The sequence below is a fragment of the Diaphorobacter oryzae DSM 22780 genome (assembly GCF_059568935.1).
Genome location: NZ_JCANUL010000003.1, coordinates 314,150 through 329,355, shown reverse-complemented (window position 1 = coordinate 329,355; position 15,206 = coordinate 314,150). Strand labels below are relative to the sequence as shown.

16 protein-coding genes are annotated in these 15,206 nt (G+C 67.8%); 7 read left to right on the top strand and 9 right to left on the bottom strand.

All coding sequences use genetic code 11. The features are described from left to right. Nucleotides 1-6: 6 nt before the first annotated feature. The 3 genes from BP68_RS07635 to BP68_RS07625 are packed head-to-tail and all read left to right on the top strand — an operon-like array spanning nt 7 to nt 1,498. Complete coding sequence (locus BP68_RS07635) at nt 7-396, top strand: DUF4260 domain-containing protein (RefSeq protein WP_496370277.1); 390 nt, start codon at nt 7-9, stop codon at nt 394-396. A gap of 7 nt (nt 397-403) precedes the next feature. Then, nucleotides 404-1,018 (top strand): DUF938 domain-containing protein, encoded by a 615-nt coding sequence (locus BP68_RS07630; protein WP_496370275.1) that lies wholly within the window; start codon nt 404-406, stop codon nt 1,016-1,018. A 39-nt stretch (nt 1,019-1,057) separates the two neighbouring features. Continuing rightward, complete coding sequence (locus tag BP68_RS07625) at nt 1,058-1,498, top strand: GFA family protein (RefSeq protein WP_496370273.1); 441 nt, start codon at nt 1,058-1,060, stop codon at nt 1,496-1,498. A gap of 39 nt (nt 1,499-1,537) precedes the next feature. Here the strand turns inward: BP68_RS07625 and BP68_RS07620 are convergent, their stop codons facing one another. After that, nucleotides 1,538-2,449 (bottom strand): bifunctional GNAT family N-acetyltransferase/nucleoside diphosphate kinase regulator, encoded by a 912-nt coding sequence (locus BP68_RS07620; protein ID WP_496370271.1) that lies wholly within the window; start codon nt 2,447-2,449, stop codon nt 1,538-1,540. Between the two features lie 266 nt (nt 2,450-2,715). Continuing rightward, a complete protein-coding gene (locus BP68_RS07615) occupies nt 2,716-4,065 on the bottom strand; it encodes a hypothetical protein (RefSeq protein ID WP_496370269.1) in 1,350 nt (449 codons plus the stop codon). A gap of 412 nt (nt 4,066-4,477) precedes the next feature. Here BP68_RS07615 and murI point away from each other — a divergent pair, with 412 nt between their 5' ends. Then, nucleotides 4,478-5,353 carry a glutamate racemase gene (gene murI / locus BP68_RS07610; RefSeq protein WP_496370267.1) on the top strand — a complete coding sequence of 292 codons (876 nt, stop codon included), beginning with the start codon at nt 4,478-4,480 and terminating at the stop codon, nt 5,351-5,353. A 67-nt stretch (nt 5,354-5,420) separates the two neighbouring features. Here the strand turns inward: murI and BP68_RS07605 are convergent, their stop codons facing one another. The 4 genes from BP68_RS07605 to BP68_RS07590 all read right to left on the bottom strand — a co-directional run bounded on the left by BP68_RS07605 (nt 5,421) and on the right by BP68_RS07590 (nt 9,259). Beyond that, a complete protein-coding gene (locus BP68_RS07605) occupies nt 5,421-5,936 on the bottom strand; it encodes a M48 metallopeptidase family protein (protein ID WP_496370265.1) in 516 nt (171 codons plus the stop codon). A gap of 107 nt (nt 5,937-6,043) precedes the next feature. Further along, complete coding sequence (locus tag BP68_RS07600) at nt 6,044-7,021, bottom strand: Bug family tripartite tricarboxylate transporter substrate binding protein (protein ID WP_496370263.1); 978 nt, start codon at nt 7,019-7,021, stop codon at nt 6,044-6,046. 34 nt (nt 7,022-7,055) lie between these two features. Continuing rightward, the gene (locus tag BP68_RS07595; protein ID WP_496370261.1) at nt 7,056-8,036 is read right to left on the bottom strand and encodes a hydroxymethylglutaryl-CoA lyase; all 981 of its coding nucleotides are present in this window, start codon (nt 8,034-8,036) and stop codon (nt 7,056-7,058) included. Continuing rightward, nucleotides 8,033-9,259: a CaiB/BaiF CoA transferase family protein gene (locus tag BP68_RS07590; protein ID WP_496370259.1), complete on the bottom strand. Its 1,227-nt coding sequence runs from the start codon at nt 9,257-9,259 to the stop codon at nt 8,033-8,035. Before BP68_RS07590 ends, BP68_RS07595 begins: the two co-directional genes overlap by 4 nt. Before the next feature lie 131 nt (nt 9,260-9,390). Between BP68_RS07590 and BP68_RS07585 the strand changes: the two genes are divergently transcribed. The 3 genes from BP68_RS07585 (at nt 9,391) to efp (ending at nt 12,096) form a co-directional block, all read left to right on the top strand. Next, on the top strand, nt 9,391-10,293 hold the full coding sequence (locus BP68_RS07585; RefSeq protein WP_496370257.1) for a LysR family transcriptional regulator: 903 nt from the start codon (nt 9,391-9,393) through the stop codon (nt 10,291-10,293). After that, nucleotides 10,290-11,387 (top strand): elongation factor P maturation arginine rhamnosyltransferase EarP, encoded by a 1,098-nt coding sequence (earP, locus tag BP68_RS07580; RefSeq protein WP_496370255.1) that lies wholly within the window; start codon nt 10,290-10,292, stop codon nt 11,385-11,387. The genes BP68_RS07585 and earP overlap by 4 nt, the downstream gene beginning before the upstream one ends. Before the next feature lie 154 nt (nt 11,388-11,541). Then, entirely contained in the window at nt 11,542-12,096 is a 555-nt protein-coding gene (gene efp / locus BP68_RS07575) for an elongation factor P (protein WP_496370253.1), read from the top strand. Nucleotides 12,097-12,204: 108 nt separating this feature from the next. On the opposite strand, the gene BP68_RS07570 is transcribed toward efp, so the two are convergent. The 3 genes from BP68_RS07570 to BP68_RS07560 form a co-directional block, all read right to left on the bottom strand. Beyond that, nucleotides 12,205-12,690 carry a hypothetical protein gene (locus BP68_RS07570; protein ID WP_496370251.1) on the bottom strand — a complete coding sequence of 162 codons (486 nt, stop codon included), beginning with the start codon at nt 12,688-12,690 and terminating at the stop codon, nt 12,205-12,207. A 115-nt stretch (nt 12,691-12,805) separates the two neighbouring features. Beyond that, on the bottom strand, nt 12,806-14,890 hold the full coding sequence (locus tag BP68_RS07565) for a VC_2705 family sodium/solute symporter (RefSeq protein ID WP_496370249.1): 2,085 nt from the start codon (nt 14,888-14,890) through the stop codon (nt 12,806-12,808). Beyond that, a complete protein-coding gene (locus BP68_RS07560) occupies nt 14,883-15,200 on the bottom strand; it encodes a DUF4212 domain-containing protein (RefSeq protein ID WP_496370247.1) in 318 nt (105 codons plus the stop codon). Before BP68_RS07560 ends, BP68_RS07565 begins: the two co-directional genes overlap by 8 nt. Nucleotides 15,201-15,206 lie beyond the last annotated feature (6 nt).

Here is a 15,206-nt window from a genome sequence, read left to right as displayed (position 1 = left end):
CACAGCATGACGGGTACGGCCAACGGCGGCCTTCGCATTCTTCTGCGCCTGGAGGGCCTGTGCGTCCTGCTGGCCAGCGCATGGGCGTACGCGCAGCATGGCGCCGGCTGGGGCGTGTTCGCGCTGTGCTTTCTGGTGCCCGACCTGTCGCTCCTGGGCTACCTGGCGGGGCCGCGCGTGGGCGCGGCGGCCTACAACATCGCGCACTCGTACACGGGCGCGGTGCTGACGCTGGCGGCCGGCGCGCTGCTGGCCAGCCCCGTGGCGCTGGCCGCGGGGCTGATCTGGACGGCGCACATCGGCTTCGACCGCGCGCTGGGCTACGGGCTCAAGTACGCAGCCGGCTTTCACCTGACGCACCTGGGCCCGATAGGCCGCCCGCGCGGCAACGCCTGAGGCGCCCATGACGCAACCCCTGCCCCTCCCGTTTTCCCAGGCCTGCGAGAACAACCAGGCCCCCATCCTGGCCGTGCTGCAGCAGGCCTTTGCGGACCGGCGGCATGTGCTGGAGATCGGCTCGGGCACGGGGCAGCACGGCGTGTACTTTGCGCCGCGCCTGCCGCACCTTGTCTGGCAGACCAGCGACCTGGAAGACAACCACGCGGGCATACGCGCCTGGCACGCGCAGCACCCGGCGCCCAACCTGCGGCCGCCGCTGCTGCTGGACCTGCAGGCCAGCGACTGGCCGGCCGGCGCGTTCGACGCGGTGTTCTCCAGCAACACCGCGCACATCGTGGCCTGGCCGCTGGTGCAGCGCATGTTCGCGCTGGCGGGCGCCCACCTGCCGCAAGGCGGCGTGCTGGCGCTGTACGGCCCCTTCAACTACGGCGGCACCTACACCAGCGACAGCAACCGCAGTTTTGACGCCTGGCTGCGCCAGCGCGATCCGCGCAGCGGCATACGCCACTGCGAGGACATCGTGGCCCTGGCCGCCCGCCACGGCCTGGCGCTGGAGCACGACCATGCCATGCCCGCCAACAACCGCCTGCTGGTCTTTCGCCGCGGCGGCGCGGAGTAAGGCCCACCACGCCCCAGCCACGCCGACCAGGAGCCCGCCATGAACCCACCCCATGACCTGCACCACGGCGCCTGCCTGTGCCAGGGCGTGCGCTTCACCATAGAGGGCCCGCTGGCGCCCATCCAGATCTGCCACTGCGCCCAGTGCCGGCGCGCGCAGGGTGGCCCCTTTGCCGCCAACATCCCCGTCGCCCGCGACCGGCTGCGGCTGGAGTCGGGCCAGGAGCTGCTGCGGTACTTTGAATCGTCGCCCGGCAAGCTGCGCGCGTTCTGCTCGGTCTGCGGCTCGCCGGTGTTCAGCGAACGCGCCAGCCTGCCCGGCGTGGTGCGCATCCGCGCGGGCCTGCTGGCCGAGCCCGTGAGCACGGCGCCGCAATTCCACATGCATGTGGATTCGCGCTGCAGCTGGTGGCCCATCCAGGACGATCTGCCGCAACATGCCCAGGGCTATGTGCCACCGCCGGATGGCGCCCAACCCTAGCGCCCATGCGCGATCCGCAGCGGTGGCCGCTGCACGCGCCTACAGGTGGAAATCGCCCGCGGCCTCGGGCTGGTACAGCACCTTTCTGATGCGGATATGGCAGGTGCGGTTGGGAATCCGCCAGCTGAAGGCGTCGCCCTCCTTGTAGCCCAGGATGGCGGTGCCGATGCCGGAGCAGACCGATAGCTTGCCGGCATGGTCGTCCGCATCTTCCGGGTAGACCAGCGCCACCTCCACCTCCTCGTCGTCCACCTCCAGCAAGGCCTTGGAGTTCATCGTGACGACATCGTCCGCCACCTGCTGCGGATCGACGACGATGGCCCGCTCGATCTCGTGCTCCAGCTCAAAAATCTCCGCGCCCCCATCGATTTCGACCAGGCTCTTGAGCCGCACCCGGTCGATTTCGGTGATGTAGATGTCGGACGTGTGCGCCGCTGGGCTTTCGCGCAACAGCCGCAGGTAGCGCTCCGAGGGCATGGCAAAGGACTTCATCGCCGGCGTTTCGCTTTCCAGCAAGAAGCCGCTGCGCAGAAAGGCCTTCAGCGACCGCGCGTTGTCGGGGTGGATCTTGGCGATGAGCTTCTCGGCCCGCATATCGAAGAAGGCGAGCTTCATGCCTTCGCGGATGGCGCTGGCGCCGAGCCTGCGGCCCCAGTTGTCGCGGTTGCCAATGACCAGGACCATCTCGCAGTCCGAGCCCTTCTTGACGAGGCGCACAAAGCCCACGGGCACGTCATACCGGTCATAGGCCATGAAGAAGCGGCCGCCCTGGTTGAAAAGATGGGTGAGGATCGGCAGCTGGACCCGGCCGATCACCTGCTCGATGAACCGGGAGACATGGCGCGAATCGCTCAGGTAGCGGGTAACGCCCTCATCCTCCAACCAGTCCATCAAAGTCAGCGCGTTGGCCCGAGTGATCTCGGGACACAGGGAAACGAAAGGCTTGTTCATCTTCACCCCGGTGGGTTTCAAGAATGAAAGCCTTTCATGGCCTTGGCCATGACGGTTCTTTCGACGAACCGCCGATTCTAGGGCGCTGCGCGAGCGCGGGGGCTGTGCCTGGCTGAAGCCGTGATGTGGGTGTCGCGGACGGCCTGTTGCGGCCATGAACTGTCACTGGGGGTGTAAAGAAGCAGCCCCTCGAATGAGCTGGGCTTACAGGTTCAGCCGCAGCAGGTTAATTGAGCGAGCGGTTAAGCTCCGCCCGTTCGCTACCACTACCAACGAACCTTCCACATACCACCGCCCGTGCATGTGCCACAGTGCAGCAGACTCTTCCAGTCGTTCCTGCCGGTCAGGCGCTCAAGACCCTTCCGCGCTTTATCTGCGGAGGCAGAGTTCTGCCACGATGTGTGACTGCAGCCCTTGACTTCCACCAGAACGTCATACGTACCCTTCGTGTGGGTCTTCTTGTAAAACCTAGTTTCGTCGGCGACTGGCTCAGTGGATACGGTTTGGCTCTGATCAGACTCGTCGTCGGTCTCGATGGCTTTCAATTGGCTCAACGAATGTGCAGCAGCGTCTGCACGAGCAGCCGTTTTAGCCAAGTCCAACTCAAGTTGTTCAACTTGCTTCTTAAGCTGCTCATTTTCAAAAAGATAAAGACGAGCAATCGCCAGTTCTTCCGAGTCAGGTCCAGATCGCTTCTCAAGTTCGGCCATTCGCAGGCGGGAGACTTCCCCTTCGATCTCACGCGCAGCTGACGGAAAGGGAATAGACAATGCAGCCGTTGCCATGAGCCTACTGCGTAGCGCTGCTCTCAATCGACTCAGCCCTTTGCCGTCTTGATCATTCGAAATCAGCTCAGAGGCTGTCCAGACAGTACTGTTGAGGTGAAGCGAATCGTCAGCACGCTTGCGCGGTGGCCAATAAAGTCTGACGGCGCCTCGGTAGCATGAATGAAGTTTCCCCACTTCGTCGGAGAGAGCCCACGTGGCGTCGTCGTCAATCGTGACGACCTGTGCCAGTCCAGCGAGGTCAAATGCAAGTTTGTTGGACAAGTTGGGCCATAGTTGTTCGCCCTCAATCTCAGAAACTACAACGAAAGGGAGACTTCTGGCCGTGTCCCTGATCTGGCTTGCAAGCGTGACGCCTCCCGCCGTACCGCTCCGGGGCATTGGTTTACCTGAACTAACAGGCCACCCGTTGAGATGCCAGTCGTTCGAAGAGGAAAGGAACGTCCGCAGGATGGATGGGCATCGCGGATCCACTGGCATCGGCGCAACCACAGTCGCTGCATTGGCAACTGCGAGTGTGCAGTGAATACGAAGCCGATCTTGTGATGCGATAGCTGTCAACTGCGTGGTGAAAATCTGCCCTGCCCTTGTGAACTCTTCAAGCTTGACACTCTCCATCCTTCCGGAAAGACCTTCGATCTTCACGCGATTAAAGCTACCGCTCCCGTCTTTCGTCAGTGATTGAAACTCACCAGATGAAGCATCTGTGTCATGGGCACCCTTATTTTTCAGCCAGGCAGAAAACTCTGCGCTGACCGAGGCAAAGCGGGTAGAGAGTTGTTCTGCGTTGAGGGACGAACTTTCAAGCAGGTAGGCTGAGAGAGTTTGCATGATGCGAAGATTGCGAGAGTAATTGCTGTGGGACTAACGTAATGTCGAACACACAAAACCGCAGGCCATATCTGCCGCCTGCGGTCTGAATTGAACAGTCCAAAGTCTGGGCAATGGCTTTTCGCCGTTGGCCCTCTTTCCCAAAACTGACTTCCAAGAAATGTAACCGTGCCGCGCTGACGCCGCCCTGACTGACACCTTCTGCGATCTATCTTGAAAGACCGCAATGGGTCGACTCCAGCCAGAAACAACTCCGCAGCAAAGCGAACCCAGCCACCAAGACCGCCGCCCGTGAAAAGCTGCACCCCGCAGCAGCAGCCAACGCACCGCGCAGGCATACTCACCGCTTTCGCCCGCGCCGCCCCTCCTCGCGGCGCCCCGCGCATCCACCCGCTTCTTGCCTACCCATCCCATGACATCGTCCCCCGCCGCTCGGCCCATTGGTGTGTTCGACAGCGGCATTGGCGGCCTGAGCGTGCTGCAGGCCCTGCGCCACGAGCTGCCGCACGAGCATTTCGTGTACCTGGCCGACAGCGGCAACGCGCCCTACGGCGATGCGAAGGGCGATGCCTTCGTGCAGCGGCGCACGCTGGCGATTGCCGACTTTCTGCGCCAGCGCCACGGCATCAAGGCCCTGGTGGTGGCCTGCAACACGGCCACGGCGGCCGCGGTGGAGCAGTTGCGCGCCGCCATGCCCGACCTGCCCGTGATCGGTGTGGAGCCCGCGCTCAAGCCCGCCGCCGCGCGCAGCCAGACGCACCATGTGGGCGTGCTGGCCACGCGCGGCACGGTGAGCAGCGCCCGCTTTGCGCGCCTGCAGGGCGAGCATTCGGCGCGCACGCACTTTGCGGTGCAGCCCTGCGACGGCCTGGCCCGCGCCATTGAGCAGAGCACCGAAGAGCCCCTGCCCGCCACCGCATCGATGGAAAAAATAAGAGCGCTTTGCGCCCAGTACACGGGCGCTTTGGGCAGTTTTGGCCTGAAAACCGGCGACATCGACACGCTGGTGCTGGGTTGCACGCACTATGTGTTTGCCAAGGACCTGCTGCGCGCGCTGGTGGGGCCGGACGTGCAGCTCATCGACACCGGCGCCGCCGTGGCGCGGCAGACGCGCCGCATCCTCACCCAGGCCGGCACGCTGGCGCCCGAGCAGGCGCCAGACGGCCAGCCCGCCGCGCCGGGGCCGGTGGAGCTGTACACCACCGGGCAACTGGCCGCGCTGCAGGCCGCCGCCGACCGCTGGCTAGGCCTGCCCGCGCGGTGCTGCGCGGCGCTGCCGGCGGCCTGAATTTCAAACCAAAACAGCCTCTAGCGCTTACCCATCAAGCGCAAATAGCTATTGTTTTAATAGCAAACTACCACAACTGCGCACCGCCCGCATCCAGGTGCGTGAGGTACAGGCGCAGGTCGAACTCGTACTGGTGGTACTGCGGCTCCATGTGCGTGCACAGTTGGTAGAAGGCCTTGCCGTGGTCCTTCTCGCGCAGGTGCGCGAGTTCGTGCACGACGATCATGCGCAGGAATTCGTCGGGCCCCTGCTTGAACAGCGAGGCCACGCGGATCTCGTGCCGCGCCGCCAGCCGGCCGCCCTGCACGCGCGCCAGGTGGGTGTGCAGCCCCAGCGCGTGGCGCACCACGTGAATCTTGCTGTCGAACAGCACCTTGTTGACCGTGCCCGCGTTGCGCAGGTGGCGCGCCTTCAGCGCCTGGGTGTAGTCGTACAGCGCCCGGTCGCTGCGCACGGCATGCGCCTCGGTGTACTTGCGCTGCAGCAGCGCACCCAGCCTGTCCTGCGCCAGCAGGGCCTGCGCCTGGGCCTGCAGCGCGGGCGCGTAGGCCCGCAGGTAAGGCAGATCGTGGGAAGAGGTCATGAACGCGCCGCGCGGCGGCCGGGTGCCGCCTTGGTCTCAAAGGGCGCAGAGTGTAGGGGAAGCGGCCGCCGCGCGGGGCGGCCGGCCCCGCGCGGGCGGGGCGGGGGTTATTCCGCCTCGATCTTCGAGCTCTTGACCACGCCGGCCCAGTTGGCCAGGTCGGCCTTCACGCGCTCGCCCAGTTGTTGGGGGCCCAGGTAGTCGGCCGCGGCGCCCTGCTCCTGCGCCTTCTTGCGGAAGGCCGGGTCTTCCACCACCTTCTTCAGGTCGGCGGCCAGCTTGTCGATGACCGGCTTGGGCACGGCGGCGGGCGCGAACAGCGCGAACCACGAGGTGGCGTTCACGCCGGGATAGCCGGCCTCGGCCGTGGTGGGCGCGTCGGGCAGACTGCTCAGGCGCTCCTTGCCCGTGACGGCCAGCACGCGCAGCTTGCCGGACTGGATGTGGGGCATGAACGGCGGCGCGGTACCGAAGGTCAGGTCCACCTGGCCGCCCAGCAGGTCCTGCAGCGCGGGACCCGTGCCCTTGTAGGGCACGTGCACCATCTTGATGCCGCCCTGCTGCTCCAGCATGGCGCCGGTCACGTGCTGCAGCGAGCCGTTGCCCGACGAGGCGTAGTTGAGCTTGCCGGGGTTGGCCTTGGCGTAGGCGACCAGATCGGCCAGCGTCTTCACGGGCAGGCCGTCGCGCACCACGATGATCTGCGGGGCCGAGACCACGTTGGCGACGGGCTGGAAGTCCTTTTGCTCCCACTGCGGCACCTTGGTCAGGTGCGGCGAGATGACGTGAAAGCCCGAGTACTGCATGAACAGCGTGTAGCCGTCGGGCTCGGCGCGCTTGACGATGGCCGCAGCAATGTTGCCGTTGCCGCCGCCCTTGTTGTCCACCACCACCGACTGGCCCAGCACGGGCGCCAGCGCCTGCGCCACCATGCGTGCCGAGATATCGGTCGTGCCGCCGGCCGCCGCCGGCACGACGAAGGTCACGGTCTTGGCGGGGTACGCGCCCTGCGCCCAGGCCGTGGACGTGGAAAGCGCCAGCGCGGCCAGCGCCAGGGTGGTGAATTGCTTGCGGTTCATCGTCATCGTGGTCTCCTCGTTATAGAAAAAGAAAAGGGGTTCAGGCCGCGGCACGCGCCAGCGCGCGCTCGCGGATGGCGGCGAAGTCCGCCGGCACGGGGTGCAGGTCCAGCCGCTGGCCGGCCTTGGCGATCTGGCCCGGAATCTCATGGCCGATCAGCCCCGGCAGGCGACGCGCCACGGCCAGCAGCGCGGGCAGGTCGATGCCCGTGTCGTAGCCCATGAGCTGCAGGGCGTGCACCACTTCTTCGGTGCACACGTTGCCCGATGCGCCGGGCGCGTAGGGGCAGCCGCCCAGGCCGCCCAGCGATGCGTCCAGCCGGTCCGCCCCCGCGTCGATGGCCGCCAGCACATTGGCCAGGCCCATGCCGCGCGTGTTGTGAAAGTGCAGCGTGAAGGCCATGGCCGGCCAGCGCGCGCGCGCGGCCGCCACCACCTGCGCCACTTGCGTGGGAAAGGCCATGCCCGTGGTGTCGCACAGCGTGATGCCCGCCACGCCCAGGTCGGCAAAGCGCTGCACCCAGCCCCAAACCGCGTCCAGGGCCACGTCGCCCTCCATGGGGCAGCCGAACACGCACGACAGCGACACATTCACCGGCACCTGCGCGTCCCGCGCCATGGCCACCACCTGGGCCAGCGCGGCGAACGACTGGGCGCGCGTCATGCGCAGGTTGGCCAGGTTGTGCGTTTCGCTCACCGACATGACCAGGTTCAGCTCGTCGGTGCGCGACTCGATGGCACGCTCGGCGCCGCGCGCGTTGGGCACCAGCGCGGTGTAGGTCACGCCGGGGCGGCGCTCGATCTCGCGCATCACCACCTCGGCGTCGCGCAGCGCCGGGATCGCCGTGGGCGAGGTGAACGAGGTCACCTCGATCTTTGGCAGGCCCGCCGCCGCCAAAGCGTTCACCAGCGCGATCTTGTCCTCGGTGGGCACGAACTGCGCTTCCATCTGCAGGCCGTCGCGCAGGCCCACGTCGCACAGCACGATGCGGCGGCCCGCGCCGTTCCACACGGTGTTCATTGAATGACTCCCTTGCTGCGCAGCAGCGCGATCTGTTCCGCCGTGAGGCCCGCCTCGGCCAGCACGGCATCGGTGTCGTCGCCCAGGCGCGGCGCGCTGGTGCGCACCGTGCCCGGCGTGCCCGACAGCTTGGGTACGATGCCCGGCACCGTGACGCTGTAGCCGTCCCGCGTGGGCTGGTTCAGCAGCATGCCGCGCGCCTGGTAGTGCGGGTCCTCCGCGATGTCCTTGGCCGTGTAGACCTTGCCCGCGGGCACGCGCGCGGCGCCCAGCAGGTCCATGACCTGGGCCACGGTGCGCCCGCCGGTCCAGGCGCCAATGGCGGCGTCGATCTCGGCCACGCGCGCCACGCGGCCGGCGTTGTCGGCCAGGTCGGGGGCGTCGGCCAGGTCCTGGCGGCCGATGGCGGCCATCAGGCGCTTGAAGATGCTGTCGCCATTGCCGGCCACCAGCACCCAGCCGTCCTGGCAGGGGTAGGCGTTGCTGGGCGCGATGCCCGGCAGCGCGCTGCCGGCGGCCTCGCGCACGGCGCCGAAGGCGCTGTACTCGGGGACCAGGCTTTCCATCACGTTGAACACGGCCTCGTGCAGCGCCACGTCGATCACCTGGCCCGCCCCGCCGTTCACCTTGCGGTGGTACAGCGCCATCATCACGCCGATGGCGCCGTGCAGCGCGGCCAGCGTGTCGCCGATGGACACGCCCACGCGCACCGGCACGCGGCCCGGCTCGGCCGTGAGGTGGCGCAGGCCGCCCATGGCCTCGCCGATCACGCCGAAGCCCGGCAGGTCGCGGTACGGCCCGGTCTGGCCGTAGCCCGAGATGCGCAGGATGACCAGGCCGGGGTTGAGCGCATGCAGCTCGTCGGGCGACATGCCCCAGCCTTCCAGCGTGCCGGGGCGGAAGTTCTCGATGAGCACATCGGCCTCGGCGATCAACTGGCGGGCAATGGCCTGCCCTTCGGCCTGGCGCAGGTCCAGCGCCACCGACTTCTTGTTGCGCGACTGCACCTGCCACCAGACCGAGGTGCCTTCCTTGATGAGCCGCCAGTTGCGCAGCGGGTCGCCGGCCCCGACGGCCTCGATCTTGACCACGTCGGCGCCGAACTCGCCCAGCGTCTTGCCGCAGAACGGCCCGGCGATGAGCTGGCCCATCTCGATCACGCGCACGCCCGCCAGGGCGGAGGGTGTGGCGGCGGGGGCGTTGGCTGCAATGCTGTCTTGCATGGTCGTCCTATGTCTCCTGAAATCCAGCCGCGCATGATGGGCCGCCCCGCCGCGTGCGCAAAACGCTCAAGCACGACGCTGCCATCGCAAACCGGCATGGCCAGCGCGCCGCCGCAGTACCATCGCCGACCATGAAGCTCGACCCGGTCTCCCTGCGCCTGTTCGTCGCGGTGATGGAGGAAAACGCCATCGCCCGCGCGGCCGCGCGCGAACACATCGCCCCCTCGGCCGCCAGCCGCCGCCTGGCGGAACTGGAGGACGTGCTGCGCGTGGAGCTGTTCACGCGCAGCAACCGCGGCACCGAGCCCACGGCCGCCGCCTACGCGCTGGCGCACCTGGCGCGCGGCGTGCTCAACGACCTGGACTGCATCGCCACGCAGATGCGCGACTACGGCGCCGGCGTGCGCGGCCATGTGCGCGTGGTGGCCAACATCTCGACCATCACGCAGTTCCTGCCCGGCGAGCTGCAGCGCTTCATGGCCGCGCACCCGCAGGTGCATGTCCAGCTGCAGGAGCAGATCAGCAGCGCCGTGGCCCATTCGGTGGCCGAGAACGCGGCCGACGTGGGCATCCTGAACCACGGCAGCTACGGCGAGCGCGTGACGCTGCTGCCCTACCGCGAGGACGAGCTGGTGCTGATCGTGCCCGCCGGCCACGCGCTGGCGCGCAGGCAGCGCGTGCGGCTGCAGGACGCCCTGCCCTGCGACTTCGTGGGCATGCACCCGGGCAGCGCCATCAACAACCTGCTCACGCGCGCAGCGGCCGAGCTGGAGATGCCGCTCAAGCTGCGCATCCAGGTCACCAGCTACGACGCGCTGTGCCTGATGGTCTCCGCCGGCCTGGGCGTGGGCGTGATGCCGCGCGGCAGCGCGCAGATCTACCGCGGCACGCTGGCGATCCGCGCCATCGCGCTGGCCGAGCCCTGGGCGCGGCGGCGGCTGTCGCTGTGCGTGCGTTCGGAAGAATCCCTGTCCAGCGTGGCCCGGCTGCTGGTGGACCACCTGCGCGCGGGCGCCCCGGAGGCCGCGCCATGAGCCTGCGCTGGGACATCTTCTGCCAGGTGATCGACAACTACGGCGACATCGGCGTGTGCTGGCGCCTGGCCGCCGACTTGGGCAGCCGCGGCCACGCCGTGCGCCTGTGGGTGGACGACGCCAGCGCCCTGGCCTGGATGGCGCCGCAGGGCGCACCCGGCGTGCAGGTGCTGCCCTGGCCCAGCCATGCCCCGCAGGACGGGCCGGGCGACGTGGTGGTGGAGGCCTTCGGCTGCGAGATTGCTCCGCAATTCATAGCTGCCATCGCCCATTCCACGGGCGCAAAAGGCACAAGACCCTTGTGGATCAACCTGGAGTACCTGTCGGCCGAGGACTATGTGGAGCGCTGCCACCGCCTGCCCTCGCCCATCATGAGCGGCCCCGGCGCGGGCCTGACGCGCTGGTTCTTCTACCCCGGCTTCACCGCGCGCACGGGCGGCCTGCTGCGCGAGCCCGGCCTGGCGGCCCGCCAGGCGGCGTTCGACCGCAGCGCCTGGCGCGCGCGCCACGGCATCGCGGCGGACGACCTGGCCGTCTCGCTGTTTTGCTACGAGCCCCCCGCCCTGCCCCTGCTGCTGGCGCAGCTGCAGCCCCGCGCCGATGCGCGGCTGCTGGTCACGCCGGGGCGGGCCACGGCAGCCGTGCAGGCCTGGGAAGCCCATTTTCCGCATGAAAATAGGCTGCAACGCCCGCCACACAAGCGCGAGGCGCTATCTATTTCATACCTGCAGCCCTGTCCGCAGCCGGCCTTCGACGACATGCTCTGGGCCTGCGACCTGAATTTCGTGCGCGGCGAGGACTCGCTGGTACGCGCGCTGTGGGCCGGCCAGCCCTTCGTGTGGCAGATCTACCCACAGCACGACGATGCGCACCACGCCAAGCTCCTGGCCTTTCTGGACTGGCTGCGCGCCCCGGCGTCGCTGCGGCGCTTTCACGCGCTGTGGAACGGGCTGGAAACGGCGGATGCACTGCCGCCGCTGGACGCCGCCACGCTGGCCGAGTGGCGCGCCTGCGCGGCCGAGGCGCGCGCCCGTCTGCTGGAGCAAGACGACTTATTGACCTTACTGCTAGGGTTTGTCGCGGAGAAAAGCTAGAATCCCCTGTTTTGCGCCATACCTAGGCAGCACATCCCGTGCCCAGCCGGCGCCCCCGCCGCGGAACATGCGCCGGGGTGGAAGGCAGCCCGCCGCGGCCACGCCCACCCGCCCCGACCTGTGGAGCGGCCCAACCTTTCTTCGCAAGCAAGCCATGAAAATCGCTCAAGAAATCCGCGCCGGCAACGTGATCATGCAGGGCAAGGACCCGATGATCGTCCTGAAGACCGAATACGCCCGCGGCGGCCGCGGCGCCGCCACCGTGCGCATGAAGCTCAAGGCCCTGCTCAACAACATGGGCACGGAAGTGGTCTTCAAGGCCGACGACAAGATCGACAACGTGATCCTGGACAAGAAGGACTGCACCTACTCCTACTTCGCCGATCCGATGTACGTGTGCATGGACTCCGAGTACAACCAGTACGAAGTCGAAGCCGAGAACATGGGCGACGCGCTGAACTACCTGGAAGACGGCATGGCCGTGGAAGTGGTGTTCTACGACGGCAAGGCCATCTCGGTGGAACTGCCCACCAGCGTGGAGCGCGAAATCACCTGGACCGAACCCGCCGTCAAGGGCGACACGTCCGGCAAGGTGCTCAAGCCCGCCAAGATTGCCACCGGCTTCGAAGTGGCCGTGCCCCTGTTCGTGGGCCAGGGCGACAAGATCGAAATCGACACCCGCACGGGCGAGTACCGCAAGCGCGTCTGATCGGCGCCGGCGCCCCACCGGGGCGCATCCAAAAAGAAAGGGAACGCGGCCTGCCACGTTCCCTTTTTTGCGCATCCACGCGCCGCCGCCGTGGCGACCACCCGCGCGTCAGGCAAACAGCGCCTGCTCCAGCCGCGTGTACTTTGGGTCGCCCACGGCCTCGCGGATCTTCGGGGCCAGCGCCGCCAGTTCCTCGAAGCCGGTGGTGCCCTCCACGGCCAGGTTCAGGCGGAACCCCCGCAGGCCCAGGCCGGCGGTGAGCTCGGTGGCAATCGGATAGGCCGCCTGGTAGCGCTCGCGCGGCGAACGGCCGCTGCCCTCGCCCGCCACCTGGACAGGCGCCTCGGCCGGCGCCCCGAACAGCAGCATCGCGTCGCCCGCCAGCGGCGCTCCATGGGCATCCTCCAGCAGCCCCTGCTCAATCATGAGCTGCACATCGTCCTGCGTGATTCCCATGGCCGCCGTGGCCGCAAGCACCTGTTGCAGCGTGCGCTTGCCGTCGAACAGGATGAAGGCCGAACGCTGGCGCGGCGAGAGCACGCCCTGGCGCTCCTTGAGCGCCTGCTGCCCGGCCAGTGTCTTGACAAGAATCATGAAGCCCCCTTGCTTCGCAGTACATCGGAGCGGCGCCGTGGCGCCGCATGGGTTTCAGCCTCGCATGGATGTGTCCATTTGTGAATGAGGACAATCCAGATGTTCCCCGCAGCCATCAAAGGCCATCCGCCACCACCGGCCGCACCTTCGCGGGCCGCGTGGCCAGGCTCACCACCCAGGCCACGGCCAGCCCGGCCGGCACGCCGAACACGCCCGCCGATATCGGATGGATGCCAAACCAGAGCCCATCCACGAGCAGCATGCGGGGCACCAGTTCGCGCACGCCATCCACCTGTGCGAGCAGGTAGTACATGGTGACCAGCAGGCCCGCCAGCATGCCGGCCACAGCCCCTTGCCGCGTGGTCCCGCGCCAGAAGATGCCCAGCACCATGGCCGGCACGAAGGCCGATGCGGCGATCGAGAACGATGCCGAGACCATGGGCAGAATCTCCGAGGGCTTGAGCGCCGCCACGAAGGCCGCCGACAGGGCCACCGTGAGCAGCGTGAACTTGGTGAGGATCACGCGCTGCTCGGACGATGCCTTGCGCCGCGTCTCCTGGAAGTACAGGTCGCGCACCAGCGCGTTGCTGATGGTGAGCAGCAGGCCGTCGGCGGTGGACAGCGCCGAGGCTAGCCCGCCCGCGGCCACCAGGCCCGAGATCACGTACGGCAGGCCGCCGATCTCGGGCGTGGCCAGCACGATCAGGTCGGCGCCGAAGTGGATTTCGCCGAACTGCACGACGCCGTCGCCATTCACGTCCTCCACCGACAACAGCGACGCATCCACGCGCGCCCATTGCGCCATCCAGTTGGGCAGCTGGTCGAAGCTGCTGCCCACGAGATTGTTCATGACCTCGAACTTCACCAGCACCGCCAGCGCCGGCGCGCTCAGGTACAGCAGGGCGATGAAGAACAGCGACCACGCCACCGAGGTACGCGCGCCCGCCACCGATGGCGCGGTGTAATAGCGCGTGAGCAAATGCGGCAGGCCCGCCGTGCCCACCATGAGGCAGAACATCAGCGCGAGGAAGTTGCGCCGCGCGTGGTCGAAATCCTGCTGCTCCTGCGCCGTGCCCCGCGGATCGCCCGCGAAGGCCTGGCTGTGGCGCGGCAGCCCGCCGAGCGCCCTGGCATGCTCGTAGTTGCCCTGCATCTCCCGCGTCCAGCGCTCGCGCGCGGCCGCCTCGTCGCGCGGCATGGCGGCCAGGTCGCGGCTGGCCGCGACGATCAGGCCCACGTCGGCGTTCTGCGCGCGCAGGCGCTGAACGCGCTCGCGTGCCGCCTCGCGCTCGCGCGCCAGCGCCGCTGGAACATCCTCAAGCCGAGCCTCGAAGTCACGCGCGCGGTGCAGGTAGGCGGCCACGACCTCGCGCTCGGCATCGGAGGCCAGCAGCCCCTCCTCCAGCTCCGCGATCTTGCCGATCTGCGCCCCGGCCACGGCCGGCGCCACGGGATTGCCGAGCTGCTTGTAGGCCAGCCAGGACACCGGGATCAGGAACGCCAGCAGGATCACCACGTACTGCGCCACCTGCGTCCAGGTGATGGCGCGCATGCCACCCAGGAAGGAGCACAGCAGCACGCCGCCCAGGCCCAGCATGATGCCGATCTCGAACTGCACCCCCGTGAGGCGCGATGCGATCAGCCCCACGCCGTAGATCTGCGCCACCACGTAGGTGAACGAACACAGCACGGCCGACAGCGCGGCGATGATGCGCGGCCAGCGCCCGCCAAAGCGCACCTGGAAGAAATCGGGAATGGTGTAGAGGTTCATCGCCCGCAGGTGCGGTGCGATCAGCATGGCCACGAGCACGAAGCCGCCCGTCCAGCCCAGCAGATAGGCCAGGCCGCCGGGCTGGCCGGGCGTACCCGAGAAGCCCTGCAGGTACAGCGCGCCCGAGAGGCTGATGAACGAGGCCGCGCTCATCCAGTCCGCCGCGGCGGCCATGCCGTTGTAGAAGGGGGGAATGCGGCGGCCCGCGACGTAGTACTCGTCCGGATCCGAGGTGCGCCCGTAGACGCCGATGGCCGCATAGGCCATCACCGTCAGGAACAGGAAGATCGGGCCGATCCACTGCCGCGACAGGCCGCGCTGCTCGGCCCAGGCCATCAGGCCCACGAAGCCCAGCAGACCCGCTATGTACAGCGCCATGATGCGGTTCAGGCGCGCCAGGTAGGCGCGCCCTGCCCCGCGCTCAGTCATGGGGTGGGGCGTTGGCGGCATCGTGCTGGGCCGCCATGTCTTGCCGCTCGAAATAGCTCATCGCGGCACAGTAAACGCAGACCAGGACGATGAACATCAGGACTGCCCCTTGGGAGGCGATCCAGTAGCTCAGCGGCCATTGCCCCACCTGGAACTGCAGGTCGCGCGCGAAGTAGCAGGCCACGAAGGACACCAGCACCCACACGCACAGCAGCCCCGCCTTGAGCCACAGGTGACGCGCATCGTGCAGGTCGGGGGCGAAAGGGGCCCCCGCATGCTCGTCGTGCGTCAGTGTCCTGCGGTAGGGCATGGCGTG

Excerpts from the sequence above, each read along its gene's own strand:
- BP68_RS07590 (WP_496370259.1), bottom strand. The coding sequence starts at position 9,259 with ATGCAAGACAGCATTGCAGCCAACGCCCCCGCCGCCACACCCTCCGCC.
- BP68_RS07630 (WP_496370275.1), top strand. The coding sequence starts at position 404 with ATGACGCAACCCCTGCCCCTCCCGTTTTCCCAGGCCTGCGAGAACAAC.
- BP68_RS07585 (WP_496370257.1), top strand. The coding sequence starts at position 9,391 with ATGAAGCTCGACCCGGTCTCCCTGCGCCTGTTCGTCGCGGTGATGGAG.
- murI (WP_496370267.1), top strand. The coding sequence starts at position 4,478 with ATGACATCGTCCCCCGCCGCTCGGCCCATTGGTGTGTTCGACAGCGGC.
- BP68_RS07570 (WP_496370251.1), bottom strand. The coding sequence starts at position 12,690 with ATGATTCTTGTCAAGACACTGGCCGGGCAGCAGGCGCTCAAGGAGCGC.
- BP68_RS07615 (WP_496370269.1), bottom strand. The coding sequence starts at position 4,065 with ATGCAAACTCTCTCAGCCTACCTGCTTGAAAGTTCGTCCCTCAACGCA.
- earP (WP_496370255.1), top strand. The coding sequence starts at position 10,290 with ATGAGCCTGCGCTGGGACATCTTCTGCCAGGTGATCGACAACTACGGC.
- BP68_RS07625 (WP_496370273.1), top strand. The coding sequence starts at position 1,058 with ATGAACCCACCCCATGACCTGCACCACGGCGCCTGCCTGTGCCAGGGC.
- BP68_RS07620 (WP_496370271.1), bottom strand. The coding sequence starts at position 2,449 with ATGAACAAGCCTTTCGTTTCCCTGTGTCCCGAGATCACTCGGGCCAAC.
- BP68_RS07605 (WP_496370265.1), bottom strand. The coding sequence starts at position 5,936 with ATGACCTCTTCCCACGATCTGCCTTACCTGCGGGCCTACGCGCCCGCG.
- BP68_RS07595 (WP_496370261.1), bottom strand. The coding sequence starts at position 8,036 with ATGAACACCGTGTGGAACGGCGCGGGCCGCCGCATCGTGCTGTGCGAC.
- BP68_RS07565 (WP_496370249.1), bottom strand. The coding sequence starts at position 14,890 with ATGACTGAGCGCGGGGCAGGGCGCGCCTACCTGGCGCGCCTGAACCGC.
- efp (WP_496370253.1), top strand. The coding sequence starts at position 11,542 with ATGAAAATCGCTCAAGAAATCCGCGCCGGCAACGTGATCATGCAGGGC.
- BP68_RS07635 (WP_496370277.1), top strand. The coding sequence starts at position 7 with ATGACGGGTACGGCCAACGGCGGCCTTCGCATTCTTCTGCGCCTGGAG.
- BP68_RS07600 (WP_496370263.1), bottom strand. The coding sequence starts at position 7,021 with ATGACGATGAACCGCAAGCAATTCACCACCCTGGCGCTGGCCGCGCTG.
- BP68_RS07560 (WP_496370247.1), bottom strand. The coding sequence starts at position 15,200 with ATGCCCTACCGCAGGACACTGACGCACGACGAGCATGCGGGGGCCCCT.